The organism is Paenibacillus piscarius, from assembly GCF_022234545.1.
GTDB lineage: Bacteria > Bacillota > Bacilli > Paenibacillales > Paenibacillaceae > Paenibacillus_AQ > Paenibacillus_AQ piscarius.
This window is the reverse complement of sequence record NZ_JAIEUI010000001.1, coordinates 245,206-267,504: the sequence shown is the minus strand read 5'-3', so window position 1 is coordinate 267,504 and position 22,299 is coordinate 245,206. Positions and strand designations below refer to the sequence as shown.

16 protein-coding genes are annotated in these 22,299 nt (G+C 55.2%); 4 read left to right on the top strand and 12 right to left on the bottom strand.

Annotation, left to right across the window (positions count from 1 at the left end; all coding sequences use genetic code 11):
* Positions 1-105: 105 nt before the first annotated feature.
* The gene (locus tag K1558_RS01060) at positions 106-2,082 is read right to left on the bottom strand and encodes a hypothetical protein (protein ID WP_238649524.1); all 1,977 of its coding nucleotides are present in this window, start codon (positions 2,080-2,082) and stop codon (positions 106-108) included.
* 149 nt (positions 2,083-2,231) lie between these two features.
* Between K1558_RS01060 and K1558_RS01055 the strand changes: the two genes are divergently transcribed.
* Positions 2,232-3,086: an AraC family transcriptional regulator gene (locus K1558_RS01055; RefSeq protein WP_238649523.1), complete on the top strand. Its 855-nt coding sequence runs from the start codon at positions 2,232-2,234 to the stop codon at positions 3,084-3,086.
* Between the two features lie 426 nt (positions 3,087-3,512).
* On the opposite strand, the gene uidA is transcribed toward K1558_RS01055, so the two are convergent.
* From uidA to K1558_RS01035, 4 genes are read right to left on the bottom strand one after another with little or no spacing between them, the layout of a single operon-like run.
* The gene (gene uidA, locus K1558_RS01050; RefSeq protein WP_238649522.1) at positions 3,513-5,309 is read right to left on the bottom strand and encodes a beta-glucuronidase; all 1,797 of its coding nucleotides are present in this window, start codon (positions 5,307-5,309) and stop codon (positions 3,513-3,515) included.
* A gap of 33 nt (positions 5,310-5,342) precedes the next feature.
* The gene (locus tag K1558_RS01045) at positions 5,343-6,692 is read right to left on the bottom strand and encodes an ABC transporter substrate-binding protein (RefSeq protein ID WP_238649521.1); all 1,350 of its coding nucleotides are present in this window, start codon (positions 6,690-6,692) and stop codon (positions 5,343-5,345) included.
* Between the two features lie 27 nt (positions 6,693-6,719).
* The gene (locus K1558_RS01040) at positions 6,720-7,550 is read right to left on the bottom strand and encodes a carbohydrate ABC transporter permease (protein WP_238649520.1); all 831 of its coding nucleotides are present in this window, start codon (positions 7,548-7,550) and stop codon (positions 6,720-6,722) included.
* Positions 7,551-7,561: 11 nt separating this feature from the next.
* Positions 7,562-8,506, bottom strand: a complete 945-nt coding sequence (locus tag K1558_RS01035) for a carbohydrate ABC transporter permease (RefSeq protein ID WP_238649519.1) — start codon at positions 8,504-8,506, stop codon at positions 7,562-7,564.
* A 193-nt stretch (positions 8,507-8,699) separates the two neighbouring features.
* Between K1558_RS01035 and K1558_RS01030 the strand changes: the two genes are divergently transcribed.
* The 3 genes from K1558_RS01030 (at position 8,700) to K1558_RS01020 (ending at position 12,576) form a co-directional block, all read left to right on the top strand.
* Entirely contained in the window at positions 8,700-10,502 is a 1,803-nt protein-coding gene (locus K1558_RS01030; protein WP_238649518.1) for a sensor histidine kinase, read from the top strand.
* Positions 10,492-12,099: a response regulator transcription factor gene (locus tag K1558_RS01025; protein ID WP_238649517.1), complete on the top strand. Its 1,608-nt coding sequence runs from the start codon at positions 10,492-10,494 to the stop codon at positions 12,097-12,099. Before K1558_RS01030 ends, K1558_RS01025 begins: the two co-directional genes overlap by 11 nt.
* Before the next feature lie 168 nt (positions 12,100-12,267).
* Positions 12,268-12,576 carry a hypothetical protein gene (locus K1558_RS01020; protein ID WP_238649516.1) on the top strand — a complete coding sequence of 103 codons (309 nt, stop codon included), beginning with the start codon at positions 12,268-12,270 and terminating at the stop codon, positions 12,574-12,576.
* A gap of 52 nt (positions 12,577-12,628) precedes the next feature.
* Here K1558_RS01020 and K1558_RS01015 read toward each other — a convergent pair whose 3' ends face one another.
* The 7 genes from K1558_RS01015 to K1558_RS00985 form a co-directional block, all read right to left on the bottom strand.
* A complete protein-coding gene (locus K1558_RS01015) occupies positions 12,629-13,744 on the bottom strand; it encodes a GNAT family N-acetyltransferase (RefSeq protein ID WP_238649515.1) in 1,116 nt (371 codons plus the stop codon).
* Between the two features lie 83 nt (positions 13,745-13,827).
* Positions 13,828-15,138 carry an ABC transporter substrate-binding protein gene (locus K1558_RS01010; RefSeq protein WP_238649514.1) on the bottom strand — a complete coding sequence of 437 codons (1,311 nt, stop codon included), beginning with the start codon at positions 15,136-15,138 and terminating at the stop codon, positions 13,828-13,830.
* Positions 15,139-15,205: 67 nt separating this feature from the next.
* Complete coding sequence (locus K1558_RS01005) at positions 15,206-16,036, bottom strand: carbohydrate ABC transporter permease (protein ID WP_238649513.1); 831 nt, start codon at positions 16,034-16,036, stop codon at positions 15,206-15,208.
* Between the two features lie 11 nt (positions 16,037-16,047).
* Positions 16,048-16,959, bottom strand: a complete 912-nt coding sequence (locus K1558_RS01000; RefSeq protein WP_238649512.1) for a carbohydrate ABC transporter permease — start codon at positions 16,957-16,959, stop codon at positions 16,048-16,050.
* Between the two features lie 112 nt (positions 16,960-17,071).
* Entirely contained in the window at positions 17,072-18,382 is a 1,311-nt protein-coding gene (locus K1558_RS00995; protein ID WP_238649511.1) for an ABC transporter substrate-binding protein, read from the bottom strand.
* 264 nt (positions 18,383-18,646) lie between these two features.
* A complete protein-coding gene (locus K1558_RS00990) occupies positions 18,647-20,239 on the bottom strand; it encodes a response regulator (RefSeq protein ID WP_238649510.1) in 1,593 nt (530 codons plus the stop codon).
* Entirely contained in the window at positions 20,239-22,056 is a 1,818-nt protein-coding gene (locus K1558_RS00985; RefSeq protein ID WP_238649509.1) for a sensor histidine kinase, read from the bottom strand. Before K1558_RS00985 ends, K1558_RS00990 begins: the two co-directional genes overlap by 1 nt.
* Positions 22,057-22,299 lie beyond the last annotated feature (243 nt).

Below are 22,299 nucleotides of genomic sequence, written 5' to 3'. Positions count from 1 at the left end.
AATGTATACTGTTTTCCACATACATTGTTCCCACAACAAAGGGGCTGTCACTTTTGTGACAGCCCCATATTTTTAACACAATATCAACCTTGAGAATGAACAGCGTTACTCGCTGTCCGCCTCCCAGTAGTCGCCAACCAGACCTTCAATAACACTGCTGCTGGCCCAGGGCATCAGGCAGAACCAAGTGCTTGCCGGTGAGCCGTCACTGTAAGTCTCGGTCACCAGACCCTCCGAGTGGCAGAATCTCTCGGACATCCAGCCGGTCAAGCCATGATCGAACTCCCGGTCATACCGGTTGTAGGTCTGACAGCCCCAGCCGACGGTATCCAGCATCCGCTGCTTCACATACGCATCATCACGCTGCTGCACATAATAATACAGCTCATCTACCACGCTGCTCGACATGGGATGAATATGCGGATTGGCGACAGAAGTCACGCTCCCCCCGGAGCTGGACCAGCCCACCGTGCTGAGCGGCGGCACCTTAACCGGTGAATTATAGGCGAATTTGAAGGTGAACTCGTAAGCAAGGGCATCTCTCATATGATCAAGATACAGCTCATCCCCGGTAAGGGCATGCAGATACCGGACCGCCCGGATATACGCCAGAATCCCTTCAGAATCTACCGCTTTATCCGTGTCAAGCGGCCCTCCATAACATTCCAGCCTTCTTACATAGGTCTCATAGTAATGCCGCTCACTGCGCTTCAGGCTGTCCAGATGCGACCGGTTTCCGGTTAGCCAGCTATAGTAGGCTATTGCAGCCAGGATCCAGGTTCCGCTGAAGGCATCATATTCAAGCCCGGCACCGGTTCTCTCGGAGAGAATCGTAGGGTATTCACCGTCCGAATTCCGGCTTCTCTCCAGTACAGGGAGAATCTTACGCACGAAGTCCACCCAGTCCTCGTGGATGACATGGTTGAGTCTTTTCTCATATTCGTAAGCCTTCATAATATAGAATAAAGCCTGTCCGCACAGATAAGCGGAATGTCCCGGCGTACGCATCCCGTCAAACCACCAGCCGCGAATGCTCCATTTCCCTTCCTGATAAGCCTCGTAGGGGAGCCCGGAAGCCGGGTTCAGGGAGTTAGCAATGATATTCTCAATGCAGGAGAGGGCCTGCTGGCGCATAGGCTCATCCCCCAGCCGCAGCGCAGCCATCAGCATAGGAGTGGCTACAGTCAGACCATTTGTCCAGCTGATGGAGATCAATTTATTATACCGGTACCCGCCCGTCTCCTTGTCCTCATAGACAAAGGTTGTGTAGCTCCGGTCCTCAGGCAACCACGCATATTGATAGATCGCCTTCGACAGGTCGGCCGCAGCGGTCCGCTTATCACTGCCGGATCTCGGCGGCTGATGGTAGCGGGAATAGATCTCTTCCAGCGCAGCATGGATACCCAGCTCAGACCCGGCCTCATATTCATACAGATCCAGTGTGAACGCTACAGCTTCTGACGCTGCCAGCTCGAAGCAGTTCTCCTCCAGCGGTGCCCGCTGCTTGACGAGATGCGATTTGATGAACAGAAGCGGAGCATTCTCATACCCCAGCGTATACCCGACCGTTCCCTTGGCAAGCGAGCAGGTGAAGCCGCCATACTGGAAGAACTCCCCCTCCAGACCTGGCTTCCACTGGATTCTCTCTCCCTCCCTGTATACAAAATAAGGGCTTGCGCATAATCCGTACACCTTGCCCGTGTCATATACAAGCGCTGCAGGATGTGACAGCCGGTCGCTGCGCACCATCCACCAGGGAGAAGAAGGCCGCGCGGGCTGCCCCTCCCTTAATCTCGGGAATTCGTTCGGGACATTCTGCGGAGCTTCTCCCCGGTTGCGGCCATACATAAACGCGGGAAGGAAAAAGCGCGGATCAGCCTTAGCGAATGGCAGCTCCACATGAATGACGCCTGACCAAGTTGTGTTGTTCAGATTCGTGACCTGTACATAAGCCTGAAAGGGCTGCCGCGCACTGCCTGTCCCGCCTGTTATCTCTACGGATGCATGTAGCCCATGCCCGTTAAGTCCGGTGTATTCAGAATCTTCCTGAGCCTTGCTTCTTGCGGTTATAATCAGTTCCACTATCCTGTCCCCCAGTCTGCTCTTTTACGATAAAATGGTTGCAAATCATATTCCTGCATGCTAGGATAATGTCATTTTAAAGTAGTTCCAGAGAAGAATCATTGCAGCTTCCGCTATAATTATTGCGCGAAATGATCCGGAGGTTACTCATGAACGAGCCATTTGAGCTTCGCTATGACCCTATTCATAAAGATTACCTCTACCTGCACAGGACAACCACCTATAATATGGGAAGCTTCTATCACCGCCATGAAGCGTATGAGCTGTATTTATTTCTGCGCGGTAACGTCAAGTTCTATATTGAGAACAGCTGCTACCACCTGCAGCGCGGAGATCTGCTTGTGCTGAACCCGGAAGAGATGCATCGTTCCTTCAGCCAGGATGAATCGGAATATGAACGGATTACGATCAATCTGCAAAAATCTTATCTGCACCGCCTCTCTACTCCGGCTACTCCACTATCCTGGTGCTTCGACTACCGTCCGAAGGGAAAGGGCAACATCGTTCATCTGGAGGAAGCTGAGCTTCAGCAGGCTCTCCGGTTGACCGGCGATCTGGAGAAGGCCCTCTCATCTGATGCGTATGGGGCAGATATTCTCGCCAACAGCCTGCTTGCTCAATTATTGGTGCTGACCAACACCGTGTTTCGTAAAACAAACATCGTTCCTGCAGATATCATGCCGGAGCTGGTCCGCAGGACGATGGAGTATATCGATGCCCATCTGGGGCAGACCCTCACGCTTGAGCAGCTTAGCGGCATCTTTCATCTGAACAGTACCTATATCAGCAGACAGTTCAAACAACATACAGGACTAACGCTGCGCTCCTATATCCTGGACCGGCGGATTTCGTTAGCCAAGGCTTACCTCCGGGACGGCCTTAGCCTTACCGAGGCCTGTTATCAATCCGGCTTCAGCGATTACGCCAACTTCATCCGCAGCTTCACCAAGGTAGCGGGAGTATCCCCGGGCAGATATGCTAAGCAGGAATACAACAGGATGTAGAATGTTCGCGGGAAGTGGAGCGGGAAGGCACAGTGTCTGCGGAAGGCGGGACTGGATCATTAGGGGGGGGCTTACAGCGTCTGACTCATGACGTCGGACTTATAGAAGTGGAAATTGTACATTTAATTTGACGGTAAAGGGCTACGTGAACTAAGTAGTTGGAAAAATGCAGCTTACTCAGTCCAACTTCTGCTAAATCCATCGGATTCCAGAAATTAAGTGTACTTTTTCCAACCACTTCCCCCTAACCCTCGATTACAGCAAAATTAAGTGCCTTTTTTCCAACTCCGTCCGCCCTTCCCTCTTGCCACGAATCATTAAGGCCCCCCAGCCGAGCCGGGGGTTGTTGTAAAAAACAAGCCTCCCATAACGGGAGGCTTAAAGGGTTGGAGACTTGCAAGCTTGCGCTGCAAACGAAAGTTCATTTCACTTCTTATAACCAAAATCAGGGATCTCCGTCCATCTCCGGCGCAGCTCATGGGCGGCTGCCTTGGGCTTGCGGTCACGGGTGAAGATGCCCTTCTTGTTCCCCTGCACCCGGATAATGCCCTGGCTGGTGGCAAAGTCGGCGAAATTCCATACCTGCTCGCCTACAAAATCAGGGAACTCGTCGAAGACCTCATGGTTGGCCCGGTAGAAGGCCACCTGGTATTCCTCCGTGAACATGATCGGCTCCACATCATGCATTCCGGCTACGGTGTCCGTGCCATATTCGGTCATCATCATCGGCTTGCCGGGGCAGCGCCGGGTCCACGCTTCCAGCTCCTGCCGCAGCTTGATCTTCGCCGCCTCCAGGTCTCCCCCGTCCACGTACCAGCCGTAATAACGGTTGAAGGCCAGCACATCGATCAGCTCGGAGATCCGGTCATTCGCCGGTGAAGCTTCGATATGCGTCACCAGGGTGACCGGGCGGTGCTGCGGATCTTCCTCCCGCAGCTGCTCAATCAGCGGCTTGAAGTATTCGTACGCTCCATCCTCATAGGATGCCGGTTCGTTGGCTACATTCCACATGACCACACAGGCATGATTCTTATCCCGGTTGATCAGCTCCCGGATCACCTGCTGGTGATGCCCGAAGGTCTGAACCTCGGCCCAGGTGTCCTTCTTCGATCCTCCAGAGAACATCACCAGGAAATTAAGATCCAGGCCTACTGCCGGAGTCTCATTGATGACGACAAAGCCTTCACGGTCGGCCAGCCGCATCACTTCCTCGGCATACGGATAATGTGCGGTGCGGAAGGAATTAGCTCCCGACCATTTCATTAGATTGAAGTCCATAATGTTCGCGGCTTCATCCAGGCCCCGCCCATGGAACGGGGTATCCTCATGTCTGCCGTAGCCCTTGAAGTAGAAGGGCTCGCCATTGATCAGGAACTGCCCGTCCTTCACTTCTACCGTCCGCACGCCGAACGGCAGCTCATAGACATCCGCCAATTGTCCCGATTGCAGCAGTTCGATTCTCAGGGTGTACAAGTAAGCGTTCAGCGGCTGCCATAGTCTGACAGAGGGAATATCCAGCAGCCCGGAGGGTTCTGCCCCTGAGCAGACCTCATTCCCTTCCTCATCCAGCACCGTAACCCGGATATCGGCTTCACCGCTAATGTCCACATTATACCTGACAGTCCCATTCTCTCCTGAGTAATCCGTGACCACCGTAACATCCTCTACGAAGGTTTGCGGTGTAGAGTAGATTCTTACCGGCCGCTGCAGCCCGGCAAAGTTGAAGAAATCGAAGTTCGGCTGGTTCTTCACCTTGATCTTGCCATCTGGCCCCTCGGTCTCCGTGTACAGGCCAACCGGCAATGTGGTGTAATCCACCACATTATGAACCGCTACGGTCAACCGGTTCGCTCCTGGCCGGATGTATTCGTTAATCACGCCCTCGAAGGGCAGGAATCCGCCCGAATGCTCCATGACAAAGCTTCCGTTGATATACACCTTAGCCTTATGGGTAGCCGAGCCGAAGCGGAGAACCAGGCGCTCGTCCATAATCTTCGCCGGGAGCGTCAGCTCCCGCTCATACCACACCCAGCCGATATGATTGCGGATCTCCGGGCTTACGCCAAGATCATTATACGCGGACGGCACCGCCATCGGGAGGGTGTCCAGGAGCCTGGACTCGTACCAGCGCTCCTCCCATCCCTGGCCGTGGTCCAGCTTGAAATTCCATATCCCGCCCAGATCATACAGGCTGCGGGTTTCGGTCATTATCGGATACAGCACGGTCAGCACTCCTGTCTCATCTGTATTATCTGCTTAGGATTTGGAATCAATAATTTTCTGGATTTTGGTCTGTGCATTCTGAATCGTATCGTCAATGCTCTGGCCGGCCAGCATCATTTTATCGAATTCCTCCAGCAGCACCTTTTCCAGCTCAGCATGATAAGGCACGGCTGTAGCCGCTGTAGTTGGAATGGTCTTCTCCAGCACATAGAGCAGCGAAGCTTTGTCGATCATTTCCGGGGTTTTGCTGCCCGCGATGATCCGGTCTACCACATCATTCAGGTCAGCTTTTTTCCAGGACGGAATATTCTTCCCCTGCAGCACGATGCCTTCGGTAGAGAACCAGCGGATGAAGGTGTAGGCCTCGTCTTTATGCTTGGACTTGCTGTAGATGCTCAGGACATCTCCGCTCACGTTCGAGGACATCGGATCTTCCGCCTTCATCTTCGGCAGCGGAGCGAACACGGTCTTGAAGGTAGCCGGAATCGTATCCGTTCCGCCAGTCTCCGGGATCAGGAAGGTTCCCGTAACAAGCATACTGGTATCCTGGTTGAAATATTGCGGTCTGTAATTCAGCTTCTGGCTGACCACCTCGGAATACGGGGTTGCAGAGCCTTCCTGTTCTCCCCGAAGCCGCAGCTCCAGCGATTTGCGCATGAACGGATTGTCAATATTGGCGGTCTTGCCGTCATCGGTGGTCAGATTCGCATTCACCGGCTGGCCGAAGTTCTGCACCACATAGCCATATTGAATCCAGCTGTGGAAGTAGGTGCCGTAACGGGTTTTATCGCCCGTTTTCTTCGTCATTGCCTTGGCGTAATCCATGTACTGATCCCAGGTCCAGTCCTTCGGCAGCTCAAGACCCGCTTCCTTCAGATGTTCCTCGTTAATAATGACCAGACCCTGCGAGGACTTGCCGGGCAGGCCATAGACCTTGCCGTCAATGCTGGTATCAGCTGTATATTCATCCTTAATCGCAATGCCGTCCTTGGCCAGATAATCATCCAGCGGCTGGATCATGCCGAGCCCGGCCCGCTGGGACAGGAAGGTCATGTTGCTGAACATAATGACATCCAGATCGTCACCGCCGGCAACAGCCAGATCGAGCTTCTTGTAATATTCATTGGAATTGTTGTCCTCCGCAGAGGCGAATTCCACCTTGATGTTCGGATGCTGCTTCTCGAATTCAGCGATGACGACATCCCAGTTGTCCAGTTTTTTGGCATACCAGTTGCTCAGCTTGATCGTTACCGGTGCATTGCCGTCCTTGCCTTCGCCCGCAGCCGACGGCTCCTTCGCGGCATTGCCTGCGCTTCCGCACCCGGAGACCAGCAGCGCTAACAGCGGAACGATGATGAATGAATTGCGTTTGACTTTCGACATGATATAACCCCCTGTTGTGTAATTAGTCTAGCCTTTGACACTGCCCATCGCAACTCCCTCAATGACCTGTTTCTGGCCGATGATGAAGATGATCAGGAGCGGCAGAATGGCGGATACTGCCCCTGCCATCATTAAGGAATAGAACTCGCCGCTGAAATCAGCGAATTTCCGTATCCCCAGCTGCAGGGTAAACAATGAATCGGAACGGAGGAAGATCAGCGGATTCTGGTAATCATTCCAGGTCCAGATGAAGCGGAGAATCATATAGGTAGCAAGGGCTGGCTGCACCAGAGGCAGGGCGATCCGGCTGAAGATCGTCCAGTGGCCTGCTGCATCAATCCGTGCCGATTCAATAATCTCATCATGAATGCCGAGGAAGAACTGCCGGAGCAGGAACGTGCCCAGCACGCCGGAGGCCGCCAGCAGCACCAGCCCGATATGGCTGTCGAACAGTCCGAGCCAGCGGTACATAATGAACTGAGGTACCAGAATCGCCTGGGTCGGAATCATGAAGGTGGCGAGGACAATCAGGAAGAGGGTATCCCGGCCCCGAAACATGATTTTAGAAAAGCCATAGGCTGCCATTGCCGATATCATCAGGGACAGCGCTGTGGACATCAGGGTCACCTTCGTCGTGTTCCAGTAATAGAGTGTGAACGGTACGGCTCCCGCCCATACCTGCTTATAGTTCTCCACCGCATTCCATTTCGCAGGAATCCACTCTATCGGATATTTCATAACATCCAGCTCCGGCTTGAAGGAAGCGGACAGCATCCATAAGAACGGCATGATGAACAGGATGCCCGCGACCGCCATGAAGAGGGTGACGATAACGCGGCTTAGCTTGAGTGATCGCATGTGTTGACCTCCTAGTAATTGACCCATTTCTTTTGTCCGACCCATTGAACCAAGGTTACCAGCAGGATGAGAATCAGCAGAATAATCCCCATTGCGGAAGCGTAGCCCGATTCCAGATTCACGAAGGCCACCTCATACAGATAGTAGACAATGACCGAGGTCGAGCCTGCCGGGCCGCCGCCCGTTAGAACCATGATCAGATCGAAGACCTTGAAGGAGCCGACAATCCCGGTAATGAGCAGGAAAAAGGAGGTCGGTGACAGCAACGGTAAGGTAATGCGGAAGAATTGTCTCAGCGGCGAGGCTCCGTCCACATCGGCAGCTTCATACAGATCGCGGGAAATGTTCTGAAGGCCGGCCAGGTAGATGACCATATTGAAGCCCAGCGAAGTCCAGACCATAATAATCATGACCGAGATCAGGGCGAACTTGGGGTCGGCCAGCCACATAGGCGGATGTTCCACCCCGATGGATCTCAGGAAACCGTTAATCGGACCGTTGTTCGGATGATACAGCACTCTCCACAGCAGGGCAATCGCCACGAAGCTGGAGATGAAGGGCATGAAATAGATGACTTTGAAAAAGGTTTTGAAATACGTCGCCTTGTTAATCAGCACCGCCAGCACCAGCGCCAGGAACATCGCAACCGGTACGACGGCAATCATAATCAGGTTGTTGTAGAGCGAACGGTGAAAGGATTCGTCCTGCATGAGCCGTGAGTAATTGTCCAGCCCGACAAACTGGAACCCGTCCAGCCCGGAAACAAAGTTCCAGTTCGAGAAGCTGATCACGCCGGATAGCAGAATCGGAATAATGACCAGCGTTACGGTCAGAATGAGCATAGGGGCAATGAATAGGTACCCGGCAATATTGTCGTAAAAGGCCTGCTTGCGCATTCTGCCTGTGCCCGGGCTGCGAAGCGGCTTCGCCGTCCCCTGTTCGGTAATAACCTCCACTTGATCCACCTCGTTTTATTTTTTGGATGTCTTTATTATAGAAGTGAGCGTTTTCATCCACATGCAACGAATTTATCTATGGTGAAAAGTTTGTATAGCATTATTTTTTCTAAAATGAAAAAATTGTTGGATGAGGCGTATGCCAGAATCAAGTACGATAGGCTTGTACAGGTCAATCACTGGAGGGGTATAAATGAAAGGAAATTTCAGGCTCAGTCAGCTATCCTTCCGGCAAAAGCTTATTCTGACCTCGATCGCCTGTCTGGTGATCCCTGCGCTGGGGATGCTCTATATTACAAATGTCTACTCCAAGCTCATTATCCGGGAGCATTCCCTGGAGAAAGCCACGCAGTCCCTGAGAATCGTCCAGTCGCAGATTGATGTCATCTTCGAGGAGATGGTGTCGGTCTCGAATTTCGTTCACTTCGACCCGGAGATCAAAACGCTGCTGGAGGAGGCCAAGACCAATCCGGTAGCCGCGAGAACCCTGACCAGCCGTCTGGAGCAGGTAGCCGGAGACACGATTGATCTCAGGATTACACTGCTGGACAAGCTCGGACATGCGTACTCCGATTATTCCTTCTATGACTATGATCCGCGTGAATTCATCAGGCAGCCCTGGTTCGGGGAGCTGGAGCAGCTCCCGCCGTATGACACCTTATTCATGGGGGCCGAGGCCAATTATCTGACCTCGCTGAAGGAAGAGCAGCCGTATGTCTTCATGACAGCGCGTGCATTAAGAGAAGAAGCCTCTGCTTCCCCTTATGCCTACCTGATTGTCAGCCGCAGTGAAGCCTCGATCCGCGAACGGTTCGCTTCATTAGAAGAGGACGTGTATCTGCTGGATGATCAGGAACGGATCCTGTCGAACCGGAACCCGGCGCTTATCGGCACAAGCTTTGAGAAGCTGCTGCCTATGGATGAGCTGGCGTTCCCTGACATCGTCAAGTTCAAGGGGGAGAATCAGCTCCTCCTATCCCTGCCGCTGAAATTTGCGAGGTGGAGACTCATCAGTGTTGCTCCCTATGAGCAGCTGACAGAACGGTTGAACGGGATAAACCGTACCGGCCTGTTGATTCAGACGGGGTTCGCCGTCAGCTTTCTGTTCGCGCTGACGGTTCTGCTGCGGAGATTCACCAAGCCTGTCCTTGTTCTGGGCAAGGCGGCCCGCCGGGTGGAGGATGGGGACCTGATGGTGCGCTCGGGCATCCGGGGGGCCGATGAGATCGGCAGTCTGGGACTGTCCTTCGATAACATGCTGGACCGGGTGCAGCAGATGCTCCAGCAGGTGGAGACGGAGCAGGAGCTGAAGCGCCAGGCGGAGCTTGCGATGCTGCAGGCTCAGATCAACCCGCATTTCCTGTTCAATGTGCTCAGCTCGATCCGCATGAAGCTGCTGCTGAAGCAGGATGAGGAGAATGCTGCGGTTGTCGGCTCGCTCTCCGCCATGCTACGGGCCAGCTTCACCAGCCGGGAGGAATTCGTGTCCATTGCCAGTGAGCTGGATTTCGCGAAGCAGTATATGGAGCTGATGCGGTTCACTATGAGATATCCGACGGATTACGTTATTGATGCGGACAAAGAGCTGCTGCTGGAGACGGTGCCGAGGTTCATCCTCCAGCCGATCATTGAGAATGCCTACAAGCACGGATTCCTGCAGAGCGGGGGCAGAATTGGGATTACGATCAGACGACAGCAGGCTACACTTACGATTACAGTTGAAGACAACGGAGCGGGTATGGAGGAGCCTACGCTGGCTGCATTAATCCGGCATCTGCGGCAGAAGGATGAGGAGATTGAGGCCATCGGAGCGGCCGGGATGCCGGCAGCAGAGACTTCACGCCGCGGCATCGGACTCATTAATGTGTATCAGCGGTTGAAGCTCATCTACGGGGAACGCTTCGAGATGGAGATTGAGAGCGTTCGCGGGTACCGCACAACCGTACAATTAATTATGCCTGTGAAGCGGATAGGAGCGGATAAGAATGACCTATAAAGTAGTATTAGCTGACGATCATTATCCGGTGCTGGAATACTTAAGCGCCTCCATTCCCTGGGATACCCTTGGCCTGGAATTATCAGCGTCCTGCTCGGATGGCCGGGAGGCCTGGGAGGCCTGCCAGCGCTGCCGGCCCGATATCCTGCTGACCGATATCGGGATGCCGGCGATGGACGGGCTGGAGCTGATCGCGAAAGCGCGGGAGCTGAACCCCCAGCTGCAGACGATCATCCTGTCCTGCCACGGGGAGTTCGAATATGCCCAGAAGGCGGTGAAGCTGAATGTCGCCGAATATATCCTGAAGGAGAGCCTGCAGATTGATCAGGTGATTGCCGTATTGACTGAAGCGGTCAGCCGCCTGGAGGCCAAGGTGAAATCCCGCGACCATTATCTGCAGATGGAGAAGCTGGTCAGCCAGAACCATGCTGCGATCCGGACGAGATTCATCCGCATGTTCATGGAGCAGCCGGTCTGGGATGAAGCGGAGTGGTTCAGACAGGCCGAGGTGATGGGAATCAGGCTGGAGCGTGGCATTCCGTACCTGCCGGTGCTGGCGCTCCCGGAGCGCTCCTATGAGCTGGAACGCCGGTTCGGCGGAGCGGTGAATCTGCAGTTCGTGATGGATAATATCCTCCAGGAATTCCTGGAGATTGACGGCATGATCCAGTTCGCGTTCACCGAACGGCAATTCATCCTCTTCCTCCCCCTGCCGCACCTGCTGGTCCGCAATCTCTATGAGGATTACCGTAACCAGCTTCTGCATGTTCAGAAGAAGTCGAAGCAGCATCTGCGGATGGGGATTTCTTTTTTTTACGGGGAGGTTACACCAAGTCTGATAGAGCTGAAGAAGCAGCTTCAGGCGTTGCTGGATGCCCATGCCTTGCGCTTCTATACCGCAGAAGGTGCGATTATGAAGCTGACCCCAGTCAGGACCAGCAGCGAGGACCTGTTCGTGCATTACTCGGAAATTCTGCAGCAGCTAAGGGATTGTATCCAGCAGGAGGACAGCGCGCAGATTGCGGCGAAGGTCAGAGAGGTCAAGCAGTATATCGGGGAGCAGAAATATCCGGTGGAGAGTGTCAAAAGCTGGCTGCTCAAAATGGTGATGGAGCTGGAGCTGAAATATGTAGTGATGCAGAACTTCGTCAGCAACTTCAGCAGTGAGCGGCATCAGCGCTCCATCCAGGAGTTCGAAACGCTGGATCAGCTGATGGAATGGCTGGAGGAATTCCTGAAGGACAAGATTCTGATGCTGCGCTCGATGTGGAAGCAGAGTGTCCGCAAAGAGGTGGCCGAAGCCAAACGTTATGTCATGAACCATACCCACGAGAAGGTCGGCATGGATGAGATGGCCCGGCGGCTTGGCCTGAATCCCACCCATTTCAGCCGGATGTTCAAGACCGAGACCGGGCTGACCTTCATTGAGTACGTGACCAGGCTGAAAATGGAACAGGCCCGCGACCTCCTCAACCAGACGAACCTGACGGTCGTGGAGATCGCCGAGCAGCTAAGCTATGACAATGTCAGCTACTTCATCAAGCTGTTCCGCAACTTCGCGGGCATGACACCGGCCGAATTCCGCAAGTCGATCTAGGCGGGAATGGCAGGAAGGTTGGGGCACCGGGGTGATGCCGGGAGCCCTGACTGGACGACAAGTGAAAGGGAACTCCGGGGGAATACCTGATCGGCAGCGAAGCAGTTCGGGACAGCAACTAGTAAGTGGAAGCCCTCAGAGTTCGGCGAAGGCGGGCTGTATGCCGAAATGAAAGGGATAAATCCCTCTGGATCCGGCGAAGGCGGGCTGAGTGCCGAAATGAAAGGGATAAATCCCCCTGAATCCGGCGAAGGCGGGCTGTATGCCGAAATGAAAGGGATAAATCCCTCTGAATCCGGCGAAGGCGGGCTGTATGCCGAAATGAAAGGGATAAATCCCTCTGAATCCGGCGAATGCAGGCTGTATGCCGAAATGAAAGGGATAAATCCCTCAGATTGCAACGAAAGGGTTCGTTCTTTCCTCAACAAGCGGAGCAAGCCGAAGGCAGGAGCGTATGCGCCCGGCTCCGGCTTGTAGATTGTCCGGGAAAACTAGGACTAGTCGGGATTATCGCGCAAAGGATGGATAATCAGTATTTATCACTCTTGTACCAGAACAGAGGCAGCGGGAACCAGCCTGCGGGTGCAGGTACGGCCATATAACGGCTGTGCTGCGTAAGCAGCAGCGCCTGGGCCTGCTGCCGGTCAAGAATTACGGCATCCGGCCGGGCTGACCGCTCAACCGTAACCCCCTCTGCGTCCACCCGCGCCGTCACCGGCTGGCCGTCCATCACTGCGGAGAATTCCCCATGGATAATCCCTATGGTTCTGCATTTGAGCGCCAGGTAAGCTTGGAGCACGCTGGCAAAATCGAGGATATGATACATATCCGAGTTCTCGATCACAATCTCTTCAGCAATGCTGCCAAGAGCGGCATTCAGCGGAAGCTCATATTCCGGCGCACACATCGTTAATGGTGCATTGCTGCTGTAATCCATGTAAGCCTTGAGGGTCCGTGCAATATCGCCCGGCTGCTCCACCGCGAATTCAGAGACTTCATTCCCCGCTTCATTAACAACCAGATACCCGATCAGCTTGTCCTGATCCAGAACGCCGAGGGCCTTCTGATGAAGAGAGCTGAATATTAACGGCAAATGCTCCATCTTACGTTCCACATAAGCCAACCGTGAGGTGTTCATGCTGTACGCAAATTTTGCTCCGCCTTCAATCTCGAACAACGGGCTGAAGGTGATTCCAGCCGCGTCCACCTGCCTTAAGCCATGTCGCACATTGGCCTCTCCAATGGAATACTTGAGCTTTACACCGCCCAGCGTAAAACCGAAATACTCGTAACGCTGGCGCTGTCCGTATAGTACAACCATATCACAGGTTCCCTGCAGCTCTTCCAGCCACAGGTTCATGAGCGCCTTCATATGCCCTTCGCCTCGGGCCCGCGGATGAACCGAGACGGTACCCAAATAGCCGGCCCGCAGGATACTGTCGCCTACCCGCAATGTTTCCGGGAAGACCGCCACCTGTGCGCGCAGCCTGCCCTCCTCATCCGCCACCTTATGCAGCGCTGAAGTATCAACCCCTTTGTCATACGCCTTGGGCATCAAGGTCTCAAAATCCAGGCGAAAAGCATAATTGGCCAAATCTATGTACGCCTCGCGCTCATGCGGAGCTGCTGTTCTGTAAGTCACCATTAGTTCTACCCCTCAAATCTCTGTACTGTTTAATTGCCTTCATTCTTATATTCGCTGGAGCTTCCCCTGTTTCCTTCCGCCAGCTACCTGGCTGCCCGCCGCTTCGCGGCGGCTTCATCAATCGCCTGCTGGATGCCGGCCAGGGCGGTCTCCAGCGGCTGCCCGGCAAGATACTGGTTGACACCCTCCAGAATCTTCACCTGGAGCGATTCGGTGGATACCGTATGCGGCCAATACAGCGTGGCATCCTCGCGCGTCACTGCTGCGGCAATGGATGAGACCGAATCGCTCCGGTCGGTCGGTGCCGAGATGACCGATGGCACCGCAAGAGCGCCTGCGGCCAGCTTCTCCTGCGTCGCCCTGCCGTTCATGAACGCCACGAACTGCTTGGCCTCCTCAGGATGCTCCGTCCGCGAGCTGATCACCCGGTACGTGCCGACATTGATGTTCGGCACCGTCCGCACACTGCCCGGCACCATCATGAAGCGGATATCCTGGGCCGGATTCCGCTCCTTGATGCTGGGAATGTCCCAGGTGCCGGTAATGATCATGGCCGCCCGGCCCGCCCCTACCAGATCCTTCGCCTGCTCATGCTTCAGGCTCTTCCAGTTGGGCGGCACCAGTCCCCGGTCAATAATCTCCCGGTGCTTCTTGATGGCATCGACAAACACCGGATCACTGATCGCGACCTCCCCGCTCTCCAGCTGCTTCGTCCAGGCGGCATCCGCCCCGTTATCCGACATGATTGAGCCCCAGAAGAACTGGGCCGTCGACCACTCTGCATCCATCGCCACCGGGATCACCCCGGCCTCCTTCAGCTTCAGGCAGAGCGCCAGGAACTCGTCCCAGGTGCGCGGGACAGCCAGTCCCAGCTCATCGAACAGGGTCTTGTTGTAGAGCAGCCCGTCGCTGTGCATCACCTCGGGCGCGCCGTACACCCTGCCGTCAATGGTGACCGGCAGAAGCGAATTGGGATAGAATTCCTTAAGGAACTCAGCCCCGGTCAGGTCCAGGTACATATCGCTCCGCAGGGCGCGGAATTCCTCGAACAGGCTGGGCGACCACGTATCGAACACATCCACCCTCTCGCCGCCCAGCAGCCGGATCTTGATCCCTGCGGTATAATTGTTATTCTGAATGAAGTCGGCTTCAATCTTAATCCCGGGATGCAGCCGTTCGAATTCAGCAATGGCATCGAAATACACCTTGCCCGCCTGCGCCGTGTCCAGCAGATAGCTGGAGTACCGCAGGGTGACGGGCTCGCCTTCTCCGGGCGCATCCTTGATCAGAAGGGAAGGTTCTGTGCGCCCTTGCACGTCACAGCCAGCCAGCGCACAGAGCAGCAGCATCAGCATTACAGCAGCGTACAGCCTCCCGGGTCTTCTCCCCATCATGGGTCCCTCCCTCCTTCAGCGGTTCTCTCTTTATTCTGGCGGACACCGCCGTTCCCGTCAACGGTGTTCAGAGCTTGCCGCCCGAGGTGGCAATGCCTTCGATGAACTGCCGCTGGAACAGAATGTAGACCAGCAGCATCGGCCAGATGGCCAGCACGGAAGCCGCCATCAGCTCGGGATAGTCCACAGAGAAGGCGCTCTGGATCTTCGCCAGCGCCGAGGACAGGGTGGCCGCATCCGAGCTGGTGTTGACGATCATCGGCCACATCAGGTCCTTGAAGGAGAACAGTGCGGTGAAGATGCCGAGCGCCACCAGGCCGGAGCGGACCAGCGGCAGCATGATTCTGGCGAAGGTCTGGCCGATATTGCAGCCGTCGATCTTCGCCGCCTCCTCCAGCTCCTTCGGCAGGCCCATGAAGAACTGCCGCAGCAGGAACGTGCCGAAGGCGCTGACCAGCCCGGGGAACAGCAGGGCAAAGATCGTATTGCGCATCCCCAGCGCATCCACCATCAGATATTGCGGGATGATAAAGATCTGGGTCGGCACCATCATCTGGAACAGCACCAGACTGAAGCACACATCCCTGCCGGGGAATCTTAGTCTGGCAAAAGCATACGCCGCCATCGCGCTGAACAGAACCGCACAGAGCACCCGCAGAGCCATCATGGCAAACGTATTCCAGTATAGGATCAAAAAGTTGTTCTGACGCCATACCTCTATGTAATTCTCCCATCTCCAGGTGTGCGGAATGAATACAAACGGATTCATCGAGGTCGATTCCGTGACCGTCTTGAAGGAGGTCAGCAGCATCCAGGCGAAGGGCAGAATCATCGCGGCCGCTCCCAGGAGCAGCACAGCGTGGGCCAGAATGCGGTTCAAGCGTTTTGAATTGTCCATTGTCCACCCTCCTACATGTAGTTGACCCATTTCTTCTGCGCCCGCATCTGGAAGAAGGTAATGATCATAATCAGCGTGAGCAGCACCAGTACAATCGCCGAGCCGTAGCCCTTGTTCGAATACTTGAACGAATTGTTATAGAAGAGATACACCAGCGATACGGTATGATCATAGGCCGGGTTGGTCACATCAATCATCATATAGATCACATCGAACACCTGCATGGCCTGAATGACCGAGGTCACCACCACGAAGAACAGGGTTGGCGAGACCAGCGGCAGTGTAATCATGAAGAATTGGCGCAGCCGGCTGGCCCCGTCAATATCAGAGGCTTCATAAAAATCCTTCGGAATCTCCTGCAGACCGGCGAGCAGCAGCACCATATTGTAGCCGATCACGCTCCAGATGCCGATAATCGCAATGGATATCAGCGCGATGCGCGGGTCTGTCGTCCAGTTGACTGCCGGCACCCCCAGCCGGGACAGCCCGTAATTCATCAGGCCGTAATGCTGGTTATACATCCACCGCCAGACCATGGTGACCGCTGCGGGCGCCGCGACCATCGGGATGAAGTAGATGGTGCGGTACAGCGAGCGGCCCGCCAGCTTGCCATTCAGGAGGACGGCCACCAGCATGGCAACCGCCACACTCGCAGGCACAACCAGCAGGGTATAGAGCAGGGTATTGCCGACCGCGTGCCACACCTGCGGATCATGAATCAGCTTGTTGTAGTTGTCCCATCCGACATAGATGTTGCCTCTGCCGAAGTCCCCGCTCTTGAAGAAGCTCAGGTAGGCAGTCTGGATAATCGGGATAAAATTCAGCACCAGCAGCCCGAGCATGGTTGGCGCAATCAGCAGCCAGCCCCAGTACCATTCGTTCCGGGTCGCAGCTCCAATTCTTCTCTTCACAGTATGATTCATGAACTCACCTCTCAAACGGAAAAGGATTTGCCGTCCTTGTAGGGGACGCATCGTTATAATTCCAGTCAAACCCGCGGCAACCCTTAGGTCGCCGCGGTTCTATGTCTCAAGCTTATTTCTCTTCGGCCAGACTCTCGTTCATCACCTTCGCTGCATTCTTCGCAGCTTCCTCTACCGGCACCTTGCCGGAGAATGCAGGCTTAAGCGCTTCATAGGCCTTGTCTTCCCAGACTGCTGTCGTATTGGAATACGGGCGGATCACGCCATAGTCGACCATATCGACGAAGGCTTTGATGTTGAAGTTCTTGTTGGAGCTGATCCATAGATCTGCCGCACCTTTATAGGCGGAGATCGCTACACCCAGCTCTGCCTGGCGCTCCTGCCCGGTCTTGGAGCTCAGGTACTCCACGAGCTTCCATGCTTCTTCGGGATGCTTCGTTTTGGCATCGATCGCATTGCCGAGGCCGTTATAGATCGAGGCCTGCTTCTCCTTCTTCGGCAGGACGGCAACATCGAAGTTCTTCGCCATATACTCATTCTCCGTGAAGCCGCTCAGGTTCCAGGAGCCGAACAGGCCCATCGCCGCCTTGCCGTTCTTCAGCAGATCGGCGCGCTCGGCATCGCCGTAGACTTCAGGTGACAGCCCTTCCCGCACCAGGCCGATATAGAAATCAAGTGCTTCGATCGTCTTCGGGTCATCGTAGCCCGATTTTTTGTCCGTTGTAATAATGGTGCCGCCGTTCTGATAGACGAAGTTGTAATACCCCTCCTGATTATGCAGCGGGGCAAGGAAGCCGTAGACTCCGTCCTTCGTCAGCGCCTTGGCCGCCTGCTTCAGATCATCCCAGGTCCAGTTCTCATCCGGGTGCTGAATGCCCGCCTGGTCGAACAGCGTCTTGTTGTACCACAGCCCGATCGTGTCGAAATCCTTGGGAACCGCGTACTGCTTGCCGTTCAGATTATAGATCTGGTTCAAGCCCTCCGGGTAATTCTCCAGCTTCACCTCGGCACTCTTGCCGATCCGGTCTGTGAGATCCAGCAGCATATCATTGCTGGCATAGCGGTAAATCTCGTTCGAGTGCATCCAGAAGACATCCGGCAGTGAGCCTCCGGTGGCCCCGGCCTCAAGCATCGTCCAGTAATCGGACCAGCCGGTTACCTCAATGTTGACCTTGATGTCCGGGTTCTTGGCCTCGAATTCATCGGCAATGGTCCGCAGGCCCTTCTCCTGGTTGGAATCCCAGATCGCATAGGTCAGCTCGACCTTCTCGCCGCTTGCCGGCTGGGCAGCTGCCGGTTCAGCTGCCGTGGTTGGCGATGGTGCAGCGGTGCTATTGCTGCTGTTGTTTCCGTTCCCGCAGGCCGACAAGGCGAACGCTGCTAAGCTGATGGACAAGACGGCGGCCAGACTTTTTTTCTTCACTAGAATTACCCCCAACTTCCATTTAGGATATGCTGCATCTGCTACATCTCCAATGGTAGGCGAACCCCGCTGCTCCCGGAATGGCCGTTTTTTACGGAAACGTTCCCTTTTTTGACCAATCCTCCGGCAGCAGCAAAAAGCGCACCCGCAGCGGATGCACTTCTTTTACAGGCTCTGTTCTTTTTTTGACAAATGCCATTAAGTTTTAGGACCAAAATTCCCCTCCGCCACTTTTCCTTTAACTTAAATGTTTGTTCAATCTACTTAGCCCCGGTACTCCTCCGGACTCATGCCGTTCAGCTTCTTGAACAGCTTGCTGAAGTACGCGGTATTCGGATACCCTACCCGCTCGGCCACCTCATAGACCTTGACGTTCCGGTCCCGGAGCAGGCTCCTCGCCTTCTCCATGCGCAGCCGGGTCAGGAAGCTGACGAAGTTCTCGCCGGTCTCCTGCTTGAACACCCGGCTGAGATAGGAGGCGTTCACGTTAATCCGCTCCGCCACCGACTGCAGCGAGATATCCTCTGCATAGAGCTGCATCATCAGCTCGCTGGCCTGCTCCGCATAGCTCCGGGAAGTTCCCTCTTCGGATATCTGCGCTCTGCACTGCTCCAGATAACCGGCCACCAGCCGGTGCAGCCCCTCCAGACTCTCCTCCCCGAGAATGCGCTCATACAGGGTTAGCCCGGCCTCATTCGGCTCGGGCAGAGCCGGGAAGCAGGATTGAATCACTGCCAGCATCCGCAGATAGACCGAACGCGCCGCCTGCTTCGTGCAGCCCTCCCGCAGCATGGCCTCCTTCAGGCCGTTCAGGAAGACCAGCGCCTCCCCGCTCCCGCTCTCGGTATCCTGCCTGAACCTGCGCAGGGCAGCCTTGTCGATGGCCGGCCGCTGGCCGCTCCGCTGCCGGTTCCTGGCCTGGTCGTAGAAGCAGAGGCCGCTGCCGTTCTCCAGGAACAGCGCGTCCAGTGCCAGATCCGCCTCCTGGTAGGCCCGCTTCAGCCGGTCGAAGCCGGAGGCCGGGCTGCTGACCCCGATGGACAGGGTCAGCTTCAGGAAGTCCTTCATCGCCGCCTGGATCTTCGCGGCGGCACGCTCGATCTCCGCGCGGACAATCCGTCCTTCCTCCCCGAGATCAAGCAGCAGCACATATTCTGCAGAGTTCATGACGATAATCTCCTTCGCCCGCTTGCGCGGCAGGATCTCCTCCAGAATATTCGCCACCGAATAGCGCAGCAGCTTCTCGTCCTGCTCCACATACTTGCGCCGGAGCTGGTCGAACTGGTTGATCCGCAGCTTCATCAGCACCATCGGCTGATCCGCCAGGCGGATATGCAGCGCGTCCCGGCGGGCCAGTACGTCCTCTGCCCCCTTGAAGCCGCTCAGCACCTCCTTGAACAGCGTCTCCTTCAGATGCTCAATGCTCTCCTTGTAAGAGCCTGGCGGTATTCCGCCGGGGCTGCTTGCGGAGTGGCGCACCGCCCTCTTCTTAACCGTCTCCAGCACATGGATAAGCTGCTGCGGCTTCATGTCGCTTTTGATGAGATAATCAGCCGCCCCCAGCCGGAGCGCCTCCTGGGCATACTGGAATTCCTCCAGACAGCTCAGGATGACGAACTCCCCGCCGAGATCCAGCCTCCGGGCCTCCCGGATCAGCTCCAGGCCGTCCATCACCGGCATCTTGATGTCGGTAATAATCAGATCGGGCCGGTGGGTCCCGGCCAGCTCCAGCGCCTCGCGCCCGTTCGCCGCCTCCCCCAGAATCGTGAAGCCCTCATCCTCCCAATGGATGATCGACTTCAGACCGATGCGCATCAGCAGCTCGTCATCCACGATCAGTACACCCAGCATACCCATCACGCCCCCTTCCTGTCCCGCATGGGAATGGTGATTACGAACACCGCACCCTGCCCCGGTCTGCTCTCGAATGTTACCCCGTACGGCTCGCCGTATAACCGGCGTACCCGCTGGTGCACATTGATCACACCGATGCCGCCGCTGTCCAGAGCGCCGCCCAGCCTGCTGCGCAGTGTCGCTGATGCCTCGGCGCTCATGCCAGCGCCGTTGTCTTTTACCGTAATGGTGAGCTTAGAATTCCCGGCATGTCTGACTTCGATGGACAGCAGTCCGTCCTCCTGATCGGCAATTCCGTGGAAGATTGCATTCTCGACCAGCGGCTGGATGCTCAGCTTCGGGATCTCCTGCTCTGCCAGCCCCTCCTCCACCTCGGAATGGAACTCGATCCGGTTGAAATAACGCACCTTCTGAATGACGATATAATGCCCGATATGCTCCAGCTCCTCGCGGATCGGCACCAGCCGGTTGTCGGTCTTCGCGGTGTAACGAAGCATGGAGATTAGCGCCCCGGTCATCTCTACAATCTTCTCCGACTGCTGCATGGTCGCAATCCACTTGACCGAATTCAGCGTATTGTACAGGAAGTGCGGACTGATCTGTGCCTGCAAAGCCCGGATTTCGGCCTCCACCTTCTGCTCCTGCTCCACGTAGATCCGCTCCACCAGCTGCTTGAGCTCTGCTGACATCTGCTCGAACCGGCTGGCCATCACCCCGATCTCGTCATTCGAGCGCACCGCCGGGAGATTGTCGAATTTCCCTTGCTCCACCAGCGTCATATTGCGGATCAGCTGCTTGATCGGGCGGGTGATCAGATTCGACATGTATACCGAGCTGGCCAGGGCAAACAGGAGAAGCACAATCGCAATCGTCCACAGGTTGCGCTTCAGAATGTCGCCTTCGACCGCGAGCTCTTCCACAGGCATATACATATAAGTCTTCCAGTTATGGACCTCGAACGGCGACTGGATCAGAATATAGTCCTTCCCGGATACGCGCACAATCTGGCGGCTTGAACCGGCAGCGAGCTCCCCCTCACGGACCGGAAACAGCGTATTGAACGGCTTGCCGATGAAGCCGTAATTATTATTGTAAATAATACTGCCGCCCTCATCGACCACAGTGAAGGCCGAGCGGTTGCCTGCCTCCATCCGCTTGTTCAGCCGGTTGATGAAGTCAATGTCCACGCTGACCGCCATGACGCCCAGCAGCTTGCCGTTCTCCATGTCGAAGATTTTGCGCAGATTATAGATCGTCCAGTTATTGTCTGCCTTGGTCTGCCGGTCCAGCCGGGTCGGCAAATCGCGCGTAATATCCTCGGAACGCAGGAAATCGGTGAACCATTCCTCCTTGCGGGGATTGTAGGTGTAGTCGACAGGCTTGTTCGGGGCGACATACAGGTCGCTGCCGCTCACCAGATTGTAGACATAGATGGAGATGGCACGGTCCTTCATGGTTATGTAGTTCATCAGCAGTTGCGTGGCCTGCAGTTCGTTCGTCACGGAGCTGTCGTGCAGATAGTTCTGCACCGGATAATTCTCCTGGGAGACGGCGGAGATGTAGCTGTTAATCCCGTAGCTGGCGATCAGCGAAATCTGCTTCGTGTCCTCAAGGAATTCCTCAATGCGGATATTCGACTGCCTCGTCACATCAGCCAGCAGGTCCGTATATTTGCGTTCAAGCATCTGCTGGGAGGACATATAGGAATTAATGAACAGGATCACAACCGGGATCAGAATCGCCAGCAGGAAAAAAAACAGCATCTTGTTCTTCACACTCACAAAACGGCGGCTGCGGTTCAAGATGAAAGGAGCTTTCAAGGAATAACCTCCGGCTGCAGAGTTGGTTGAATATTTTCATAGAAAAGACTTTGCGGATTATCTTAATGATAGACTTCCGGCTGCGATCTTGCCACCCGTTGCGGCATGTCTTTTTTTTACTGTTTTCGTTCCCTTTTTTACATGGAAGGAGTTACCCGGGTGAATAGCTGGCAGGATTGGGCAATGCGGGCCGTAACTTCTCGTGCTCCTGATCTCAGGCAGTACCACAGACACGTAAAGAAA

Excerpts from the sequence above, each read along its gene's own strand:
- K1558_RS01055 (WP_238649523.1), top strand. The coding sequence starts at position 2,232 with ATGAACGAGCCATTTGAGCTTCGCTATGACCCTATTCATAAAGATTAC.
- K1558_RS01045 (WP_238649521.1), bottom strand. The coding sequence starts at position 6,692 with ATGTCGAAAGTCAAACGCAATTCATTCATCATCGTTCCGCTGTTAGCG.
- K1558_RS01040 (WP_238649520.1), bottom strand. The coding sequence starts at position 7,550 with ATGCGATCACTCAAGCTAAGCCGCGTTATCGTCACCCTCTTCATGGCG.
- K1558_RS01030 (WP_238649518.1), top strand. The coding sequence starts at position 8,700 with ATGAAAGGAAATTTCAGGCTCAGTCAGCTATCCTTCCGGCAAAAGCTT.
- K1558_RS01025 (WP_238649517.1), top strand. The coding sequence starts at position 10,492 with ATGACCTATAAAGTAGTATTAGCTGACGATCATTATCCGGTGCTGGAA.
- K1558_RS01020 (WP_238649516.1), top strand. The coding sequence starts at position 12,268 with ATGAAAGGGATAAATCCCTCTGGATCCGGCGAAGGCGGGCTGAGTGCC.
- K1558_RS01015 (WP_238649515.1), bottom strand. The coding sequence starts at position 13,744 with ATGGTGACTTACAGAACAGCAGCTCCGCATGAGCGCGAGGCGTACATA.
- K1558_RS01010 (WP_238649514.1), bottom strand. The coding sequence starts at position 15,138 with ATGATGGGGAGAAGACCCGGGAGGCTGTACGCTGCTGTAATGCTGATG.
- K1558_RS01005 (WP_238649513.1), bottom strand. The coding sequence starts at position 16,036 with ATGGACAATTCAAAACGCTTGAACCGCATTCTGGCCCACGCTGTGCTG.
- K1558_RS01000 (WP_238649512.1), bottom strand. The coding sequence starts at position 16,959 with ATGAATCATACTGTGAAGAGAAGAATTGGAGCTGCGACCCGGAACGAA.
- K1558_RS00990 (WP_238649510.1), bottom strand. The coding sequence starts at position 20,239 with ATGGGTATGCTGGGTGTACTGATCGTGGATGACGAGCTGCTGATGCGC.